Source organism: Brevibacillus sp. NPDC058079 (genome assembly GCF_042885155.1).
Lineage (GTDB): Bacteria > Bacillota > Bacilli > Brevibacillales > Brevibacillaceae > Brevibacillus.
The window spans coordinates 558,758-575,569 of sequence record NZ_JBHVSO010000003.1; the positions used below are offsets into that span (position 1 = coordinate 558,758).

The following is a 16,812-nucleotide window of genomic DNA, read 5'->3' on the forward strand; positions in this document are numbered from 1 at the left end:
TCATCACCGATCACCTGTCTTCCACTCGGCTTTTCTTCTGAAATTGCCCTATGTTTCCAACGAGGATTTACGGATAACCGCTACACTGGACTCCCTTACAATCAGCCGCGGCTCGAACTGTACGCGTTCGTACGCCCCTGCCCCTTGCTCTCGAATCCGTTTCAGCAAAAGCTCAGTCGCCAGCCGTGCCACCTCTTCCCCCATGATCGAAACAGAACTGATCTGCGGAGTCGTAATCGTCGTCCACACATTGTTGTCAATTCCCACGATCGCGACATCTTCTGGCACGCGGACTCCCAGCTCCTTGAACCGATTCACGATCCCGATTGCCACCATGTCATTGACCGCATAGATAGCATCTGGCATGTTTTTTAGGCTATAAAAGTAATCAGCAGCACGAAGGCCCGTCTCAAACGAGAAGTCCTCACCAAAATACACCAGCGAAGGATCGACGTGCTGAAGCGACGCCTCATAGGCAAAATACCGCTCCTCGATCTTGTCCTTCGGCGCGCCTGCGTAAGCGATTCGCGTACGGCCAATTTTGATTAGATGCTCCATGACGAGTCGACCTTCTTGACGGGCCATGCTGACCACATCTGCTTTCACATTGTCCTCGAGCTTTTTTCCATAGTTAATAATCGAAACCGGAACACTCGCTTTGTTAATCATCTGGACCAACGTCTTTGGATAGGCGAGCGGCATGATAATCAGCCCGTCTACATGCAGCTTTTTGACCTCACGCACAGTCTCAAGCTCCATTCGGGCATTTCCTGCTGTATTAATTTGTACGACACGGTAGCCATGCTGCTTGGCCGCTTGCTCGACTGACCAGGCGATATCTGGAATAATTGCATTTCGAATGTCAGGAACAGCCAGTGCGATTTGATAGGTTTGGCGCACCTTTAGACTTTGTGCAGAAGTGTTCGGAATAAAGCCCAGCTCGTCGATCACCTGCAAAATCAATGCTTTCGTCTTCGGACTGATCCCCGCGCTGTCATTAATGGCTCTCGATACTGTTGCGATTCCTACGCCAGCCTTCTTCGCAACGTCTTCTATTGTCACTTTATTTTTTGTATCCAACGCCTTGCTTTCCTTTCCATATCGGAATCGTTTTCTATGTTTCCGAGCTAAAATGTGTTTTCCTACCGCTATTATAGCATACACAAAACCACTGGTAACGAGGCGTGAACAAAACATAGCAGACAACTTCGCACCTGTTGCACAACACGTATACATCTTCTGAACTTAGCGAAAATCAACATCCTCTCCTCAACCAATTGCACACCACCCCAAACTCTTGCCTAGGAAATCAAATTGACAAGATGCCAAAGTTATGACATATTATTTCCGGAAACGTTTCCTATTTTTCTTGCTGAATTTCATATAGAATCCAATTCGAACGAGGAGATGGCAGATATGAAAGCATTACGTTGGCACGGTTTGAAAGACCTCCGTTTGGAAACCATTTCGGAACCGATTGCGTCCAAAGGTAAAGTGAAAATCAGAGTCGAGTGGTGCGGTATTTGCGGAAGCGACTTGCACGAATACGTGGCTGGCCCGATCTTCATCCCACAGGGAGCTGAACATCCACTTACAGGCGAAAAAGCCCCGATCGTAATGGGGCATGAATTTTCCGGACAAGTAGTGGAAATCGGGGAAGGCGTGAACACCATCAAGGTTGGGGATCGCGTCGTTGTCGAGCCGGTTTTCGCTTGCGGAACATGCGCTGCGTGCAGACAAGGCAAATACAATCTTTGTGAAAAAATGGGCTTCCTCGGTTTGGCTGGCGGTGGTGGCGGCTTCTCGGAATACGTGGCTTGCGATGAGCACATGGTCCACAAAATCCCAGACAGTCTCTCTTATGAGCAAGGCGCTCTTGTCGAGCCATCTGCCGTAGCCCTTTACGCAGTACGTTCGAGTCAGTTGAAAGCCGGCGACAAAGCTGTCGTATTCGGCGCTGGTCCTATTGGCTTGCTTGTCATTGAAGCACTGAAAGCAGCTGGTGCGGCTGAGATTTATGCAGTGGAGCTGTCCCCTGAACGTAAAAACAAGGCAGCTGAGCTGGGCGCCATCGTCATCGATCCGAAAGAATACGACGTAGTCCAGGAAATTCACAACCGGACAAACGGCGGCGCAGATATCGCCTTTGAAGTCACAGGCGTGCCTCCTGTCCTCACGCAAGCCATCGAATCTACCAAAATCGCTGGACAAATCATGATCGTCAGCATCTTCGAAAGAGAAGCGTCAATCAAACCGAACCACATCGTCATGAAAGAACGCAACATGACAGGCATCATCGGCTACCGCGACGTATTCCCTGCTGTCATCAGCCTGATGGAAAAGGGCTTCTTCCCAGCGGACAAGCTGGTCACCCAGCGAATCAAGCTCGACGACATTGTGGAGCATGGGTTTGAAGCACTGCTAAAAGAGAAAAACCAGGTGAAAATTCTCGTTAGCCCGAGAGCATAAGCGTAAACGATTCCATAAATATTGTGCTGTTTCCTTCCACAGAAGGAAATACGCCATTCCGCTACTAAAAAACGGAGAGAAAGCAGGGTTGCTTCCTGCTTTCCACTCCGTTTTTTCTCGTTACCCTCTTCGATTTTTAACCTTGGGGTACTTCCAACAAGATAATTATATAAAGTACTGTTAACTTTTTTAATGAAAATCTCGGAACTGTAATATTTGATTTACTTCACCAATTTGTGGGTTCTACCATTCTTCTCTATCATGATTTTCCATATAAAATTGTTCAACAACACTGACAATCATAGTTAGCTAATTATTTATACAACAATAAAGAAATTCCATCCTATTAATAATGCAAATAATAAAGTTAACAAAGTAATTGTAAGAAAATAAAATACTTTACGTTTTTTAGAACTTACTATTTTTCTCATATATTTGATAGAGAAGAAGGCTGCAATAACTGTACATACGAGTAAAGGATAATTCAGTAAAAGATGAGGTTTGACCTCCGCAAAGGTACGGAATTTATTCATCATAATTCTAGTAATACATATTAGATTGTTTAAAAAAGTTATTGTGCCACATAATATTAACATTGAATAGTAGAAATTAAATCTTTTATCTTCTAATTCTAATTGTTTCTTTCTATTTTTAAATTTAAGAATGAGTAAAATCAGTGGTGCAATTAAGAAATACAGAGTTGTACTTAATAATACTAAAACACTAGCAATTAAAACTGGGATTGTTCTATCAGGTGGTAGTTCAGATAAATCCATACCATGTCCTACAATTATCTGTTTCACTTTGCCTTCTTCCATTTTGAATTGTAAAATGGGGTACGCATTTCTAAAAACAGGGAAATTTTCTTTAACAAGTTCATAATAATATGGTTTCGTCTGTACATAAGTACCTTTATATTGCCCTAAACTCATTGTGATTTCATTTTTGTTCGTTGCACTAACAGTATATAAATTTTGATAATTTGCAAATTCTAAAAAATTTCCCTCTTGCCGTTGAAATGGAACATATTTTCCATCTACTTCATTTGAAGAAGGTAGTTTTAGATAAGGAACTTTACTCTCTGTATGCTTTTTACCAATTAACAATTCTTGTACTCCAAATAGAATGTCCATTTCAGCACTTGCATTTGTAAGGATTACAATTCCAAATCTTTCTTCAGGTACTATCGCAAATTGACTTGAAAATGTTGCAGTATTACCTCCATGACCAATAGTACGGTATTCTCCCACATATTCAAAAAAACCATGTGCCGTTCCAACCATTTCTCCATCTAAACTGTAACTTGGTGAAAACATAGTTTTTAATGTGTCTGAATTATCAAATAGTGGTGGCTTTTGACTTTTTTCTGGAGTTATTGCAATTGCATATTTTGCCAAATCTTCTACCGTACCGTTTATAGAACCTGCTGGATAATGAGAAACATATGACCAATTACCAAGTATGAAACCTCCTTCTGGATTTGGTAAATATCCCTTTGCTTTTGTTTCTAAAAGTTTTTTATTATCATCAAATGTTGTATTTCCCGTTGTATTATTCATCTCAAGTACATTAAATAAATGTTCCCGTTCATAATCATGAAATGGCTGTTTACTTATACATTCCACTACATAACCAGCAAGAGATGCTCCATAGTTACTATACGAACTAGCTGTTCCCACTTTATAATACTGTTTAGATTTATCAAGTAGTAATGCTTCTTCAAGAGGGAATAATCCATCCTTTGAAAAAGCAATTGTATTAAAGGCGTAGTCTCCAAATCCAGCAGCATGATTCATAAGATCTCTCATTGTAACAGTTTGTTGGAAATTAAGTTTTTTTGCAAAGTCAGAAGGTAGATATGTTTTAATATCCTCATCTAAATCAAGTTTACCTTGTTCAACTAATTGCATTGCAGATGTCCAAGTGAATAATTTACTTATGGATCCCCATTCAAAAACTGTCTTTGATGGATCAACTGAAATTTGCTTTTCAACATCCGCATATCCATAGCCTTTTGAGAGAATAATTTGACCATCTTTCACAACTGCAATTGCAGCCCCTGGTGTTGTTTTGTCTAAATACTTCGATACATATTGATCTATCTTTTCTTCCATCTCATTCAATGGAATACCCGAAGGTGTTTCCCCGTTAATTTTCTTTAATTCCGCTGCAAAACTAAGTTTTGTACTTAGTCCAAAAACTGTAAAAAACATAATAATACTAACTGTTAATATCAATCCTATTCTTTTTATCATTTTCGTATCCCCTCTTATAAAAGTATTAGTCTTAGATTAACGCCCTTAGAGAAAAGCTATAAAATCAATATCTTTAAGAGCATTTAACTCTGCTTAACCAAACTTTATTATCGTTATCGATAATGATAAAATAAAAGTTGAATGATTGCAATAATTATTCTCATTATTTATAATAGGAATGAAAAATTGGATGAATAAGAGGGGATATTATGGTCAATAAAGTTGATGTTTTAATGCATCCCGTTAGAATGAAAATTTGCCAATCATTAATGAGAAATAAAGAAAATGGATTAACACCTTTAGAAATGGTCAAAATCATTAAAGATGTACCTCAAGCAACTCTATATAGACAGTTACAAATTATGATGGATTCTGGAATTATTCACGTTATTAAAGAAAAAAAAGTGAAATCAGTTTCTGAAAAATATTATGCTTTAAAAGAAGATGAGGCTAGAATCGATGCGGAGGAATGGAAAAAAGTATCGCAACAGCAGAAACTTGATTATGTTACTTACTACCAATTATCTCTTTTGTATCAATATCAAAGTTATCTTAAAAAATTAGAAGAGCAAAACACTTCAGAGGATAGTGCTACTTTTTCTTTAGCCGCGTTAACGTTAGATGATGAAAAATTCAAGCAATTCCAAAATGAATTAAACGAATTAATTAATAAATACTACCATAATACAAGTGAAAATAATGCAGAAGATACTCCAGTTCGAACAGTTGCTATTACAATTATTCCAGATGCTTAAGAGACAATAATGCCTCTTAAGCATCTAGCATTGCACCTTAGTATTCTACGTTCTTCTTCAGCTAACCTGCCCCGTTACTTTAAGTACAAAACTTCACAATCTCTTCTAAAATCTAACATAAATATCCAGTTTTCATTAAAGTGTTATTCAATTAAATGGCCCTTTAGTTGAATAAGGAGGGAACGATGTTCCCTTAGATTTTTTTATAAACCTCTGCATAAGCAAATTTTAACTGCTCACGTAGTTCTTTATTTTCTTCATCCAATTTCTTAATTTTACGTTTTAAAGATACTATAATTGCATCTTTATTATTCTCATCCATCTCACGTTTTATCTGCTTTGGAGTTGAAACTTGGGCTTGCTGCTCTCGTAACGATTCAATTCGTTCTCGTATTTCTGGTACCCCACCTTGCTGTCTGGTTGGAACCAGCGCGATCTCACGAATGTTTTCTTGCCCGCAATCGAGCTGATATTTATAATCGTACGCGTCTTGCACTCGTATGCTTCAAAATCGCTTCGATGACGACATCCCAATCCCCATGTGGAAGCTCATGCCCTGTCCCTTCCAACGTGAGCAAGACTGCTCCCGGAATGGTGTTTGCAAGATGCAATGCATGCGCGAAAGGAATGAGCAAGTCTTCTGTACCGTGAATCACGAGAGCTGGTACAGCGATTTCCCCTGTCCGCATCAGGTACGTTTCACCGGTCGTCACGAAGGCGTGGTTGTTCTTACTCGCATAATGGTTGCTTCTGGCGATATCTATTTGGGCCAATTCACGAACGCGCGCCTCGTCAAAAGGATGCTTGGAACCGATCAAAACCTTCGAACTCGCCACGGCAACCTCTAAAACCTCTTGTTCATCCTCCCAATTGATTTCCCTCATATTGCTGAAAAACTCCATCAGCTTCTCATCGATTGGAGGTAGGTCAGGAGCAAAATTGGACGTTGCGTGCAATGTGATCGTGCGAACTCTTTCGGGATGTCGCAATGCAATGATTTGCGTCAACATTCCGCCCATCGACATACCAACGATGTGCGCCTGCTGTACGCCGAATGCATCTAGGACGTGAACAGCGTCATCCGCCATATCTTCAAATGTATAGCCAGGTTGGCCAACCTCGTAGGTCGTGGAACGTCCGACATCCCGATTATCAAAACGAATAACAAAGCGTCCAGCGTCGGCTATTCGCTGACAAAATTCTTCCTCCCACCAAAGCATGGACATCTGGGCTCCCATAATCAGCAAAATCGCCGGATCTGTGGGCTTCCCAAAGCTTTCCGCACATATTTCCACACCGTTCACTTTTAATATCTGTTCTGCCATTGTAAGTTTTCCTCCTCAACGAACTGAAATAAAAAAACACAGGCTAGGCTGCCTGTGCTTACGTCATCGAAAAAGGAAGAAGAAACGAAAACCATGAACATCAGATACCAGCATCTGATGGTACAGGATTGGTTCCATTCTCTTCGCAGATCATACAAATAGAGGAGGTCATCACGCTTGCCTTCCTCACTCCATTTGCCCATGATTCAATTGGGTTACCGTAGCGGCAATCCATTTTCCGATTCGTATGCACACAACATAGCCTTTTCACGCTATTTCATCGATTGTGTTGTGCGAATAAAGTATCGAAAAATTAATTTGCCACACGTAACCCTCCGTTCCTAATAAGTTGTGCCCATCCTACCACATGCTTTTTCATCTGTCAACGATTGGCAGTTTCAATGGTTGTTCGTATCCCTGGCTCCGCAAAAATCGTCTCAACGTCTCGGGTAAGCCTCAGCTCGACAACTTGATCACATGCCAGCTTGGAAAGAATCTGGTCATGCGTGATCATGACGACCGTTTTGCCTGCTTCGGCCAGCTTTTTCACCCATGCTGCTACCTTCAGCACTCCATCGCCGTCAAGTCCACTTGTCGGTTCATCCAGCACTATCAGTTCTGCCTCGGAGCAATAAGCGGCTGCCATCGTAACCCGCTGCTTCTCTCCACCAGATAATGACGCAGGATGCCGATCGCGAAGCTCACGCAAACCGAAAGCATCCATCGCTTCATACGCCTTTGCGCGGAGCTCTTCATTCAAGACTTTTCCCAAAACGATTTCGTTTCCGACACTGTCTGCGTAGAGCTGATAGTCCGCATCCTGCATCACCAAATAACTCACAGCTCGTCTTTTGCTGGCAGAAAGTGAACGACCTTGGCGGACAATCGTTCCTTTTCGCTCACGAAGAAGACCGCATAAAATTTTGCATAGCGTCGTCTTGCCCGTACCGTTCTCGCCAGTCAACGCTGTTACGCTCCCCTGCGGAAGCGAGATGTTGATATCGGTGATTCCGTCGTTTTTCTTTTTATAAAAATAGCTAAGCTCTCTTCCTTCCACCATGAATTCGGGCATCTCTGGCTGCTCATGTTGCTTCGCTGTCTCGGGAAGCGTCATGTCAGGATGACGCAAACCGTACATACGCACATCATCATGAGATAGCTGGCAGAACTCGTCCTTCGTCCACGTGTGTGCGATTTTGCCATTTTCCATGCAGACAAACAAATCGACAACGGGTAGAAAAGGAGCGAGCCGATGCTCGCTGATGAGCAAGCTGGTACCGTTTTGCTTGAGCTTGCTTATGATTTCAATCAGGTTTTGCGTAGAGGAAGCGTCCAGATTCGCAGTAGGCTCATCCAGCAAGAGAAGTGGCGGTGTCAAAACGGATGCGGCCGCTATAGCCACCCGTTGCTTTTGCCCGCTGGACAGCTTATGTAAAGAGCTATCGAGCAGGTGGGAAATCTCGAGCTGGCTCGCCTGTCTCTCCATCCGGCTTCGAATCTCGTCTGGTGCCATGCCGATGTTTTCTGCGGAAAACGCCAGCTCATCCCGGACGGTTTCCATAAAAAATTGGCTGCGGGGGTCTTGAAACACGACGCCCATTAGCCGGGTACGTTCCTCTGGCAGCATGCTCGCCGGACTTTTGCCACCCACGCTTACTTCACCCGTGAGGCGTCCGGCATAAAAATTCGGTGCGAGACCATTGACCAGCCTCATAATCGTACTCTTGCCGCAGCCAGACCGCCCACATAGCACGACACACTGTCCGGCTTTTACAGATAAGCTGATATTTTTCACGCCAGTCTCAGTGTCATGTCCCCCATCTTCCTGTCCATAATGAAACGTGACATCGTTCAGCTCAATCACGAAATCATCCCTCCCGTCCAATAAATTAACGACCCTATCAGCGCATACACCCCGATGACGATGCCATCCGTGATCTTGAAGCCAACCGGATAGATAGAGGTCCGCGCATTTGTGCACTCGATACCGCGGAGCTCAGCAGACGACGCCAGTTCTGAAGACAGCTTCAGGCAACGGACGACCAACGGCATAAAAAAACATTCGTAGGCCATGGCCGGATGCTTCAGTACGCTGTACCAATGTGGAAAAATCCCTCTGGCGCGGATTCCGTCACGAATCGCTTTCATTTCCAAAAGGACCACGGGGAAAAATCGGATCAAAATGCAAATCATCACCAAAATCGTTTTGGGGACATACATCTTCTCAAAGGCACTCATGATACTACCAGGTGGCGTATAGATCAGAACCGTGCCGATCATGATGACCGGCATCATCCTCACCATCGTGTAAACAATGAGCTTCATCGTTCCCAACGACAACGCATTCGGCATGAAAAACACAAAAGTCATGCACACACAATAGAACACGACCAGTTGAAACGCCTTTCTGGACAGGTAATTCCATACCAAGTACACTACACTTAGTGCCACCAGTAAGTGCACCTGTATATCATCACGAACGGTCATGGTCAAGATACTCGCTATTACCAGCACCAACAGATGCGTTCTGGGACCGAGACGTCTCGTACGCGCTGTTTCTTTTTCATTAGCTTCTTCCATCCGACAAACACCCCTACAACCAAGATCACACACAACCTTATAAAGGGAGACAGCCTCCCTTACAAATCGTAATGATAATGATGATCATAACCTCTAGCAATACGACAGGTAGACATACGTCTTTTCGTAGTATGTTTTCGTCCGATCACGGCATGGGTGGTGACAATAATGAAAGATATTTTGACGGAACTACATACGCCGTGTTTAATGCAATGCGGCTTTCATCCTGACGATGACCACGGTCCATACAACCGCGAGGGTACTTGCTTTTCTGTTTTACCAGAGAAAGGTCAGGGGCGTTACTGGACTTATACGCGCGACAACCTGTTTTCGATTTCGATCCAAGATTTCGTCTTTTACGAGGATTTGTTTCTGGAGTTCCAGCAGCCCAAGTATCTGAGCTTCAATTATTACGATTCCGTCTCTGGAGAGGAATTCAACCCATATAAACGATTGTCAAGCGGTTGCATCCGCGTCCATATCGGCTATAACAATTTGTATCGGGCCAGCTATCGCAAAAACATTCCCATTCGCTCGACAGCTATTGAAATCATGCCGGAGTATTACGAGGATTATTTGAAAAGCAAATATCCAGTAGAGTATAAGGACCTGCGCTCGTCCTTTATTACTGTAGATGGGATGACGAATTTCGCGGAGCTTGTTTTCTTGCTCCGACAGATACGGAATTTTCGGGGAACGGGAATTGCCGCAAAGCTGTACTACGAGGGAAAAGTCGCAGAAGCAGTATCGCTAATTGTGGAGAAGGCCAAAGCACATAAAAAAACGCATCCATCCAAAAGCATATCCCGACAGGATATGGACGGCCTGACAGCTGTTACAGCCTACATTGACGATCACTTCTCCTCCGAAATACACTTGGAGCACCTCGCCCGGATCGCCTGCATGGGACTCACCAAGCTAAAATACACCTTTAAGCAAGCGAACCAATGCACCATTACCGAATATATCCAAAACAAGCGAATGAATCACGCTGAGCAACTGCTCACGAGCACCGATTTACACATCAATCAGATTGCGTATATCGTAGGCTATCACAACTCCAGTCGCTTCTCCCAGCTGTTTCGCAAAAGCACCGGGCTGTTGCCCAACGAATACCGAAGATTCACGGTTACAACCAAATAGGATCATGGAAAAAGCTGTAGCCAATGATGTGGCTACAGCTTCTTTTGTGTTTATCATTTTTCTTCTTTGGCAGCGAAAAGTAATTTTCGCACACGATCATCTCGCAGCCACAACCCGCCCCACATCAAAATCGCGAGGTAGACAGCAAACAGCGTATGGGAAAAGAGTGGCGCATCTACACGGATCTGGGTAGCGATGACCCCACCGAAAAATCCGGTCAGCAGAAGCGCACCCAAAACTGCTGTTCGGGGAATGGCATACAGCACCGTTGATACAAGGGCGAGAATTCCAATTAAGCCAATGTGATGCTCCGCATAGCCAAGTACGAGCGTTCCCTCTACGACAGGAGCCGGCTGGATGAGTTTGAATACACCGTCAAAAAGCATAAAAAGAATGACAAGTCCGCTCATCATCCGTGCAATCCACAGACGTGTTTTGGAAATTTGACTCCGCATGGGGGTCCCACCTTTCATTTTTTTCCTAAGCAGATCGTAGCACAATCAAAGCGGCGACATTTCTTCTGTATTGCTCTTTTGGGGAACTGTCTTTTTTTAAAAACGAAAAAAACCTTCTCAAATGAGAAGGTTCTGAATTCGAATCCAAGATTAAACGGGAAGCGTAACTCTGTAACCTGGTTGATTCTTTGGATGGTTTTGATTCACGAACACACCACGGTCATTTTTCAACACGATTACTTCAAAGAATGGACGGAAACGATCTTCCGAAATACCAAATGCAGTCAAGAACTTGCCAAACAGCTCTTGCTCTTCACGCTCAGGTTGGCCATCTGCCAGGGAGGAATCGATCAGGTTAACCAGGATGCACATTTTTTGAGCATCTGTGAGCAATGGAGTTACTTCGTTCAGGAATTTCTCGATGGAGTTATTGCGTGTATATTTCATTGCGTTATCGAGCAACTGTCTGTTATTAGCACCTACACCAATCACGCCGTTGCTTTCTTCACCGCCCAATACAGCGAGTAATTGACCGATTTCCTCGTGGTCCATTTCTCCATCCGATTTCATCATGTAGAGCAAGGAACATGCGAATCCAAAATGAGGGGTCATTTCTTCCCCTTTGTCTGTCTTAAACATATCAAACAAGCCCACGCAAAATACCTCCTATGTATGCCAAGATAGTATAATTTTACTATCAACTGGAGAATGTTAGCAACAGTTGTCCGGGTAAGCAATTTTTCGGTAAACAAAAAAGAAGTGCCAGCCTGCGCGCCGACACTTCCTATTCTAGCTCTTATTGCAATTGTTGGACGTTATAGCCCTTGGCTTTCAAATGATCGATAACCATGCCCTTCATTGAAAAGTGGGCAGCACCGACCACGACAAAAGAAGTAGTTTCCCCTTCTTTCTCCAACACTTCTGCGAGTTTAATAGCCATGTTTTTGTCTCGCTCACCGAGCAGACGCTGATTCACTTCGCCTTCACCGAAATCGCCATGCTCTGTCATGATCTTGGTAAAGCCCTCCAGATCGCCTTCTACCCATTCTGTTTGCATGTTTTTTAGCATGTCTGCGTTTTCTTGAAGCCCTTTTTCGGTCAAAGCAACATCCAACATGATATTCAATTCCTTCTCCTGTTGCTCTGCCGGAACGCCAGAGAGCAAATCTGCTTGCAGCTTGATGCCTTCCAGCTCATTGATCGGCTTCTCATCCAGCATCGCCTTTGTCAGGAAGTACCTGTCGATACCGGAAAGCATACTGAACTGAAGGTCTGTATCGGTGTCTACATAGCCCAGCGATGGCACAGACAAGGAAATGGCAAAAGGCTTGTAGGCATCAAAGGAATTGGCTGGCAGCTCCAGCTTTGAGAGCAGTTTTTGCAGCTTTTGATATGTCTCAGCAGATACATGATCCTTTAGTGTCTTGCCATCTGTATAGACCATTTTTTGCGTGAGATAATCACTGTCCCCATTAATAATGTCTGCCTCAACCCACAGTTCGTCTGACTCTTCATACGCTTCCCGGATGTCTTTTTGCATCGGGTACATATCGGGGATTCCCACATGAATCGAGCCGAGCAAGTACATGGTGTTTTTATCGTTGGTCACTTTCCACATCAGACCTTCGGCACCAGCACCAACCGTATCGTATGCAAACTCAACCAGTCTGCTTGCCATCACTGTTGCTTGCTCCACCGTGCTTGGCTGTTTCAGCTCAAGACCAGCGCTCGTCCCTTTTACCAGGCCCTTTTTCTTCATGTAGTCAATCGGGCTCTCCCCGTTCATTTCGAATGCTGCTGGCAATTCGTAGTTTGCCAGTATGTTGTACAAAGCAGTCGTGACCGCTTCCTTCGTCATGACCTTATCCTTTGCAAGCGGCAAAGTCGCATTCTTTTTCTTCAATCCCAGACGGTCCAGTTTTTTCGCTGTACCTTCCAGCAAGATAGTGAACTTCTCAGCAGAAATGGCTTGTTGAAAAGAGGCATCCTCATACCACGCCAGTGGAAAAATCCCGTATTTTTCCCCTTCGTTCAACGTGGTGACAGACCAAGGGCTGATAACAGGAGCTACGGGTGTCTGCCCGTGCACAGGCAACACATATCCCAGCAATAGCGCCAAGCTGAGGGCACCTGTTCCCGCCCAACGAGTCAGCTTGCTCCAGCGTTTGTTTAGTTTCATCAAACTTTCTCCTCTCGATTCTAAGCTGTTTGTTTCACAATGGTAGATTATACCACAATAATCTGGAAGAGATAACCGAATGATAGAAAAGAATAGGAAATGCGACCATTTTCACTATACATAAAAAGCATCGACATTGATCGTCGACGCTTTCGCAATGAATCAGCAAGTTATCGATTCGGTTTGGTCAAATACAGACGCATCGTCAACGGAGCAAATATGCCAATGAGCAGCAGACATAATCCGATCCCTACCATCAGATCAGACAGATTTGCTGTTCCGCCCATCAATCCTCGAACCGTCCCTACCGCGATACTGATCGGGTTTAGATTGACGATTGTCCCCATCCATTTGGGCATGGTAGAAGAATCTACGAAGATCGTGCTGGCAAAAAGCAACGGGTACACCAAAAACATACTTGAACCCGATACCGTCTCCGGTCGCTTTGCCAAAATACCGATCATGGAAAAAATCCAGCTCACACTAAAGGCGAAGAAAATGATATACAAAATAGCGAGTACCGCACCGACTATACCCCCTTCTGGACGAAACCCAAGCAGCATTCCTGTACCAAAGGCGACGAGTATCGCAATCGTATAACGTAGGCCATCTGTCAGTAATGGGCCTATGACAGACGCTGGCTGCCAAAAGGGCATGGTACGAAAACGGTTATACACCCCCTTCGCAATATCCTGGCAGATGGTTGTCCCGCTATAAACCGTCATTGGAATGATCGTCAACACAAGCACACCTGGCAGAAAAAACTGGAGATACGATGCCGTAGAACCAGCGATGGCTCCACCGAACAAATACGTAAAAATAAGCAACGTCATCACAGGTGAGAGGATAGCATCCATACAAAATGTGAAAAGGTTGTTCTGTGTGTTTTGCCATGTGCGCCACATAAAGATGCGGATCGCCGCAAAGGTACCGAGCGTATGACTTGCGTTCATGAGATGGCCTCCTTCTTTTTGCCATGAGTCAGGGCCAAAAACACTTCTTCCAGACTCGGGTCACTCAGGGAAAAATGCTCGATGGAAACATCATTAGCCAGAAGCAACCCGATTGCTTGGTTTGCCAGACTCGCTTCTTTTACCGGGATTCTTAAAAAATACGGGTCATCTTGATCTGGATAAATCGGCAACCGAAGATGTTCTTCCAAAAGACGGCTTATCCGTTCCTTGTTCAGATGTTCGGTCAATCGAACCGTCAACGTCTTTCCTCCCACCGAGGCTTTTAACTGCTCAGGCGTCCCTTCTGCAATCATCGTTCCTTTATCGATCACCGCGATCCGGTCTGCTAGTTGATCGGCTTCTTCGAGATATTGGGTCGTTACTAGCACAGTGGTGCCTGATTTCAAAAGCGTACGGACGACTTCCCATACTTGTTGCCGACTTTGCGGGTCGAGACCCGTAGTAGGCTCATCCAGAAAAATAAGCTCCGGCTGTGTGAGGACGCTAGCGGCGATATCTAATCGTCGCCGCATCCCGCCAGAATAGTTTTCTACCGTACGATCCCTAGCATCTAAAAGCCCAAAGGTATGAAGCAGCTCGCTTGCTTTTGTACGGGCCTCCCTCGCAGAGTAGCCAAACAATCTGCCAATCAGGATCAAGTTTTGCAATCCGGTTAATCCTTCATCCAGGGCAGCAAACTGTCCCGTCAGGCTTATTTTCTTGCGCACAGCCTGCGCGTTTTTTACGATATCGCAGCCGGCTACCAACGCTGTTCCTCCATCTGGGGCAAGGAGCGTGGAAAGAATATGGATCGTTGTCGTTTTTCCAGCGCCATTCGGGCCGAGCAAAGCGAATAGCTCCCCTTTTTTTACATGCAAGTCAATTCCTTTGACCACCTCATGATCCCCAAACGATTTCCTGAGATTTGTGACTTCAATGGCATATGACATGGCGGCCACTCCTTATCCAAAATAGTGTTTATGTTCGGATGCCCATTCGGCAAACGTTCTTGCAGGCTTTCCCGTCACTTGCTCGACCGTAGACAAGACTGTGTAGCCCACTTCAGGTGGATTTTTGCCCATGGCTACGAAAAAGTCGATATCTCCCTCTTCGTACCCCTGATCTCTCCAATTCTGTCGCGCCTGCTCCTCCGTAAGCTCTTCAAACCGAATTTCTCTCTCCAATATTTTCGAAATTATCTGAACTGACTCAATGCGCGTAATCGCCTCTGGTCCCGTAAGATAATAACTTTGCCCATGGTGTCCCGGTTCAAGCAATGCCACCACAGAAACACTCGCGATATCTGCTTCGTGTACTTTCGCGCTCAAAGCATTGCCAAAAGGCTCCCGCACGACTCCCTCCAAACGAATCGATTCCTGCCAATCGATAATCGCATTGGACATGAATTCCACAGGCTTTAGGAGAGTCCATTCCATCCCACTGTTTGCCAGTGCTTCTTCCACAGGTCCTTCCGTGTCGCTCACCAATACGGATACGCGTTTCACACCAGCTCTTTCCGCCATTTCGACTACCTTCGGATCGGTTTGAAAGGTGTAGCTAGATGCAATTAAGTGCAGAGCCGTTACACCTTGCAGCGCCGCTTCCAAGCTCTCCGGTATAGCTAGGTCCCCTGCCACAACCTCTACTCCCGCTGGCTGGTCGGCTTTTTCCGGATTACGCGAAATGGCACGCACCTTGACTCCTTTTTTCAAAAGCTGATCCACCACATGTCTCCCTACCGTACCTGTTGCACCCGTTACTAAAATCGTCATGTTGTACATCCTCCTCAAATTATTGGTAGCGTTGCTGAATCTCTTTGATCTCTTTCAATACGTCTTCCTTTAAGTCGTCAGGGGAAATAATCTCCACCTTTGCTCCATAACTTAATACGACGGAAATCGCGTAGTCTCGTTTATAAAAAACTTTGTGCAAATCGATATGCGTACCGTGATGCGTGCATTCTCCCGGGAATTGCTCCAACACACGCAGCTCTACGGACGGATCAAAACGGAGATGCGCGAGTGTCCCGTCAAAGTCTTGCGTTTCTTCTTCGTCCTGGCTTGTCTGATCTGTTCTTGGTTGAAAAATGACTTCTGTCACCTCAGGCGCGGTAATCCTGGAAAGGCGAAAGATTCGATTAGCCTGACGCAACAAGCAGTAGGCCTGAAGATACCACGCTCCACGCTCCCAAAATAGACGGAGCGGCTCTACTCGTCTTTCTGAGACCATACCTGATGCACTCATGTACGAGAAGGTCGTGACTCGATTTTGCTGGATCGCCTCTGAAAGCGGGTGAATGGCGGCCTTCTCATCTTCTACCGTACTCAGGTTAAAAATGATCGCTTCGTTATTTCCCCCATTCAGTAGAGCAGGCTGCAGGCTGCCCAGCTTCTGAACAAGTGTCGTATATTTTCCTCCGATAGCTCCTTCCGTGCTTTTTAAGAGATGGTATATGACCGAAAAGTCTTTCACAGAGAAGTGCTGCTTCGTTAGGAAGAAACCTTCCATCAGCTCGAATCCACCATCTGCTCCCGTAAATGAAACGACGGGAATGCCAGCTTGATTCATTAACTCAACATCACGATAAATCGTTCGAACAGAGACCTCAAATCTGGCTGCAAGCTCTGTTGCTGTCACCCGTTTTTTCGTCATCAACTCTATTGTGATGGCAAGTAATCGATCCAACTTCATCTGTTTA

The 16,812-nt window shown here is 44.7% G+C and carries 16 protein-coding genes; 3 read left to right on the forward strand and 13 right to left on the reverse strand.

The window, feature by feature from the left end; translation table 11 throughout:
* Positions 1 to 48 precede the first annotated feature (48 nt).
* Entirely contained in the window at positions 49 to 1,080 is a 1,032-nt protein-coding gene (locus ACFVS2_RS12790; RefSeq protein ID WP_390234371.1) for a LacI family DNA-binding transcriptional regulator, read from the reverse strand.
* 336 nt (positions 1,081 to 1,416) lie between these two features.
* On the opposite strand from ACFVS2_RS12790, the gene ACFVS2_RS12795 reads away from it, so the two are divergent.
* The gene (locus ACFVS2_RS12795) at positions 1,417 to 2,469 is read left to right on the forward strand and encodes a 2,3-butanediol dehydrogenase (protein WP_007723812.1); all 1,053 of its coding nucleotides are present in this window, start codon (positions 1,417 to 1,419) and stop codon (positions 2,467 to 2,469) included.
* 317 nt (positions 2,470 to 2,786) lie between these two features.
* Here the strand turns inward: ACFVS2_RS12795 and ACFVS2_RS12800 are convergent, their stop codons facing one another.
* The gene (locus ACFVS2_RS12800; RefSeq protein ID WP_390234373.1) at positions 2,787 to 4,724 is read right to left on the reverse strand and encodes a serine hydrolase domain-containing protein; all 1,938 of its coding nucleotides are present in this window, start codon (positions 4,722 to 4,724) and stop codon (positions 2,787 to 2,789) included.
* Positions 4,725 to 4,933: 209 nt separating this feature from the next.
* On the opposite strand from ACFVS2_RS12800, the gene ACFVS2_RS12805 reads away from it, so the two are divergent.
* Positions 4,934 to 5,479 carry a helix-turn-helix domain-containing protein gene (locus tag ACFVS2_RS12805; RefSeq protein ID WP_390234375.1) on the forward strand — a complete coding sequence of 182 codons (546 nt, stop codon included), beginning with the start codon at positions 4,934 to 4,936 and terminating at the stop codon, positions 5,477 to 5,479.
* Positions 5,480 to 5,672: 193 nt separating this feature from the next.
* On the opposite strand, the gene ACFVS2_RS12810 is transcribed toward ACFVS2_RS12805, so the two are convergent.
* The 4 genes from ACFVS2_RS12810 to ACFVS2_RS12825 form a co-directional block, all read right to left on the reverse strand.
* Positions 5,673 to 5,924: a transposase gene (locus tag ACFVS2_RS12810; protein WP_173620153.1), complete on the reverse strand. Its 252-nt coding sequence runs from the start codon at positions 5,922 to 5,924 to the stop codon at positions 5,673 to 5,675.
* A gap of 28 nt (positions 5,925 to 5,952) precedes the next feature.
* Positions 5,953 to 6,804, reverse strand: a complete 852-nt coding sequence (gene mleBRB, locus ACFVS2_RS12815; protein WP_390234377.1) for a BRB family alpha/beta fold macrolide esterase — start codon at positions 6,802 to 6,804, stop codon at positions 5,953 to 5,955.
* A gap of 382 nt (positions 6,805 to 7,186) precedes the next feature.
* Positions 7,187 to 8,668, reverse strand: a complete 1,482-nt coding sequence (locus tag ACFVS2_RS12820; RefSeq protein ID WP_390234379.1) for an ABC transporter ATP-binding protein — start codon at positions 8,666 to 8,668, stop codon at positions 7,187 to 7,189.
* Entirely contained in the window at positions 8,665 to 9,384 is a 720-nt protein-coding gene (locus tag ACFVS2_RS12825; protein ID WP_390234381.1) for an energy-coupling factor transporter transmembrane component T, read from the reverse strand. The genes ACFVS2_RS12820 and ACFVS2_RS12825 overlap by 4 nt, the downstream gene beginning before the upstream one ends.
* A gap of 168 nt (positions 9,385 to 9,552) precedes the next feature.
* Here ACFVS2_RS12825 and ACFVS2_RS12830 point away from each other — a divergent pair, with 168 nt between their 5' ends.
* Positions 9,553 to 10,527, forward strand: coding sequence for a helix-turn-helix domain-containing protein (locus tag ACFVS2_RS12830; protein WP_390234383.1), 975 nt, complete (start codon positions 9,553 to 9,555; stop codon positions 10,525 to 10,527).
* A 53-nt stretch (positions 10,528 to 10,580) separates the two neighbouring features.
* Here the strand turns inward: ACFVS2_RS12830 and ACFVS2_RS12835 are convergent, their stop codons facing one another.
* The 7 genes from ACFVS2_RS12835 to ACFVS2_RS12865 form a co-directional block, all read right to left on the reverse strand.
* Positions 10,581 to 10,982, reverse strand: a complete 402-nt coding sequence (locus ACFVS2_RS12835; protein WP_390234385.1) for a DoxX family protein — start codon at positions 10,980 to 10,982, stop codon at positions 10,581 to 10,583.
* A gap of 150 nt (positions 10,983 to 11,132) precedes the next feature.
* Positions 11,133 to 11,636, reverse strand: coding sequence for a tellurite resistance TerB family protein (locus ACFVS2_RS12840; RefSeq protein ID WP_007723788.1), 504 nt, complete (start codon positions 11,634 to 11,636; stop codon positions 11,133 to 11,135).
* Positions 11,637 to 11,778: 142 nt separating this feature from the next.
* Complete coding sequence (locus ACFVS2_RS12845) at positions 11,779 to 13,161, reverse strand: TraB/GumN family protein (RefSeq protein WP_390234388.1); 1,383 nt, start codon at positions 13,159 to 13,161, stop codon at positions 11,779 to 11,781.
* A gap of 170 nt (positions 13,162 to 13,331) precedes the next feature.
* Entirely contained in the window at positions 13,332 to 14,114 is a 783-nt protein-coding gene (locus ACFVS2_RS12850; protein ID WP_390234391.1) for an ABC transporter permease, read from the reverse strand.
* Entirely contained in the window at positions 14,111 to 15,064 is a 954-nt protein-coding gene (locus tag ACFVS2_RS12855; protein WP_390234394.1) for an ATP-binding cassette domain-containing protein, read from the reverse strand. The genes ACFVS2_RS12850 and ACFVS2_RS12855 overlap by 4 nt, the downstream gene beginning before the upstream one ends.
* A gap of 12 nt (positions 15,065 to 15,076) precedes the next feature.
* The gene (locus ACFVS2_RS12860; RefSeq protein ID WP_390234396.1) at positions 15,077 to 15,886 is read right to left on the reverse strand and encodes an SDR family NAD(P)-dependent oxidoreductase; all 810 of its coding nucleotides are present in this window, start codon (positions 15,884 to 15,886) and stop codon (positions 15,077 to 15,079) included.
* 19 nt (positions 15,887 to 15,905) lie between these two features.
* Entirely contained in the window at positions 15,906 to 16,805 is a 900-nt protein-coding gene (locus tag ACFVS2_RS12865; RefSeq protein ID WP_390234399.1) for a helix-turn-helix transcriptional regulator, read from the reverse strand.
* Positions 16,806 to 16,812 lie beyond the last annotated feature (7 nt).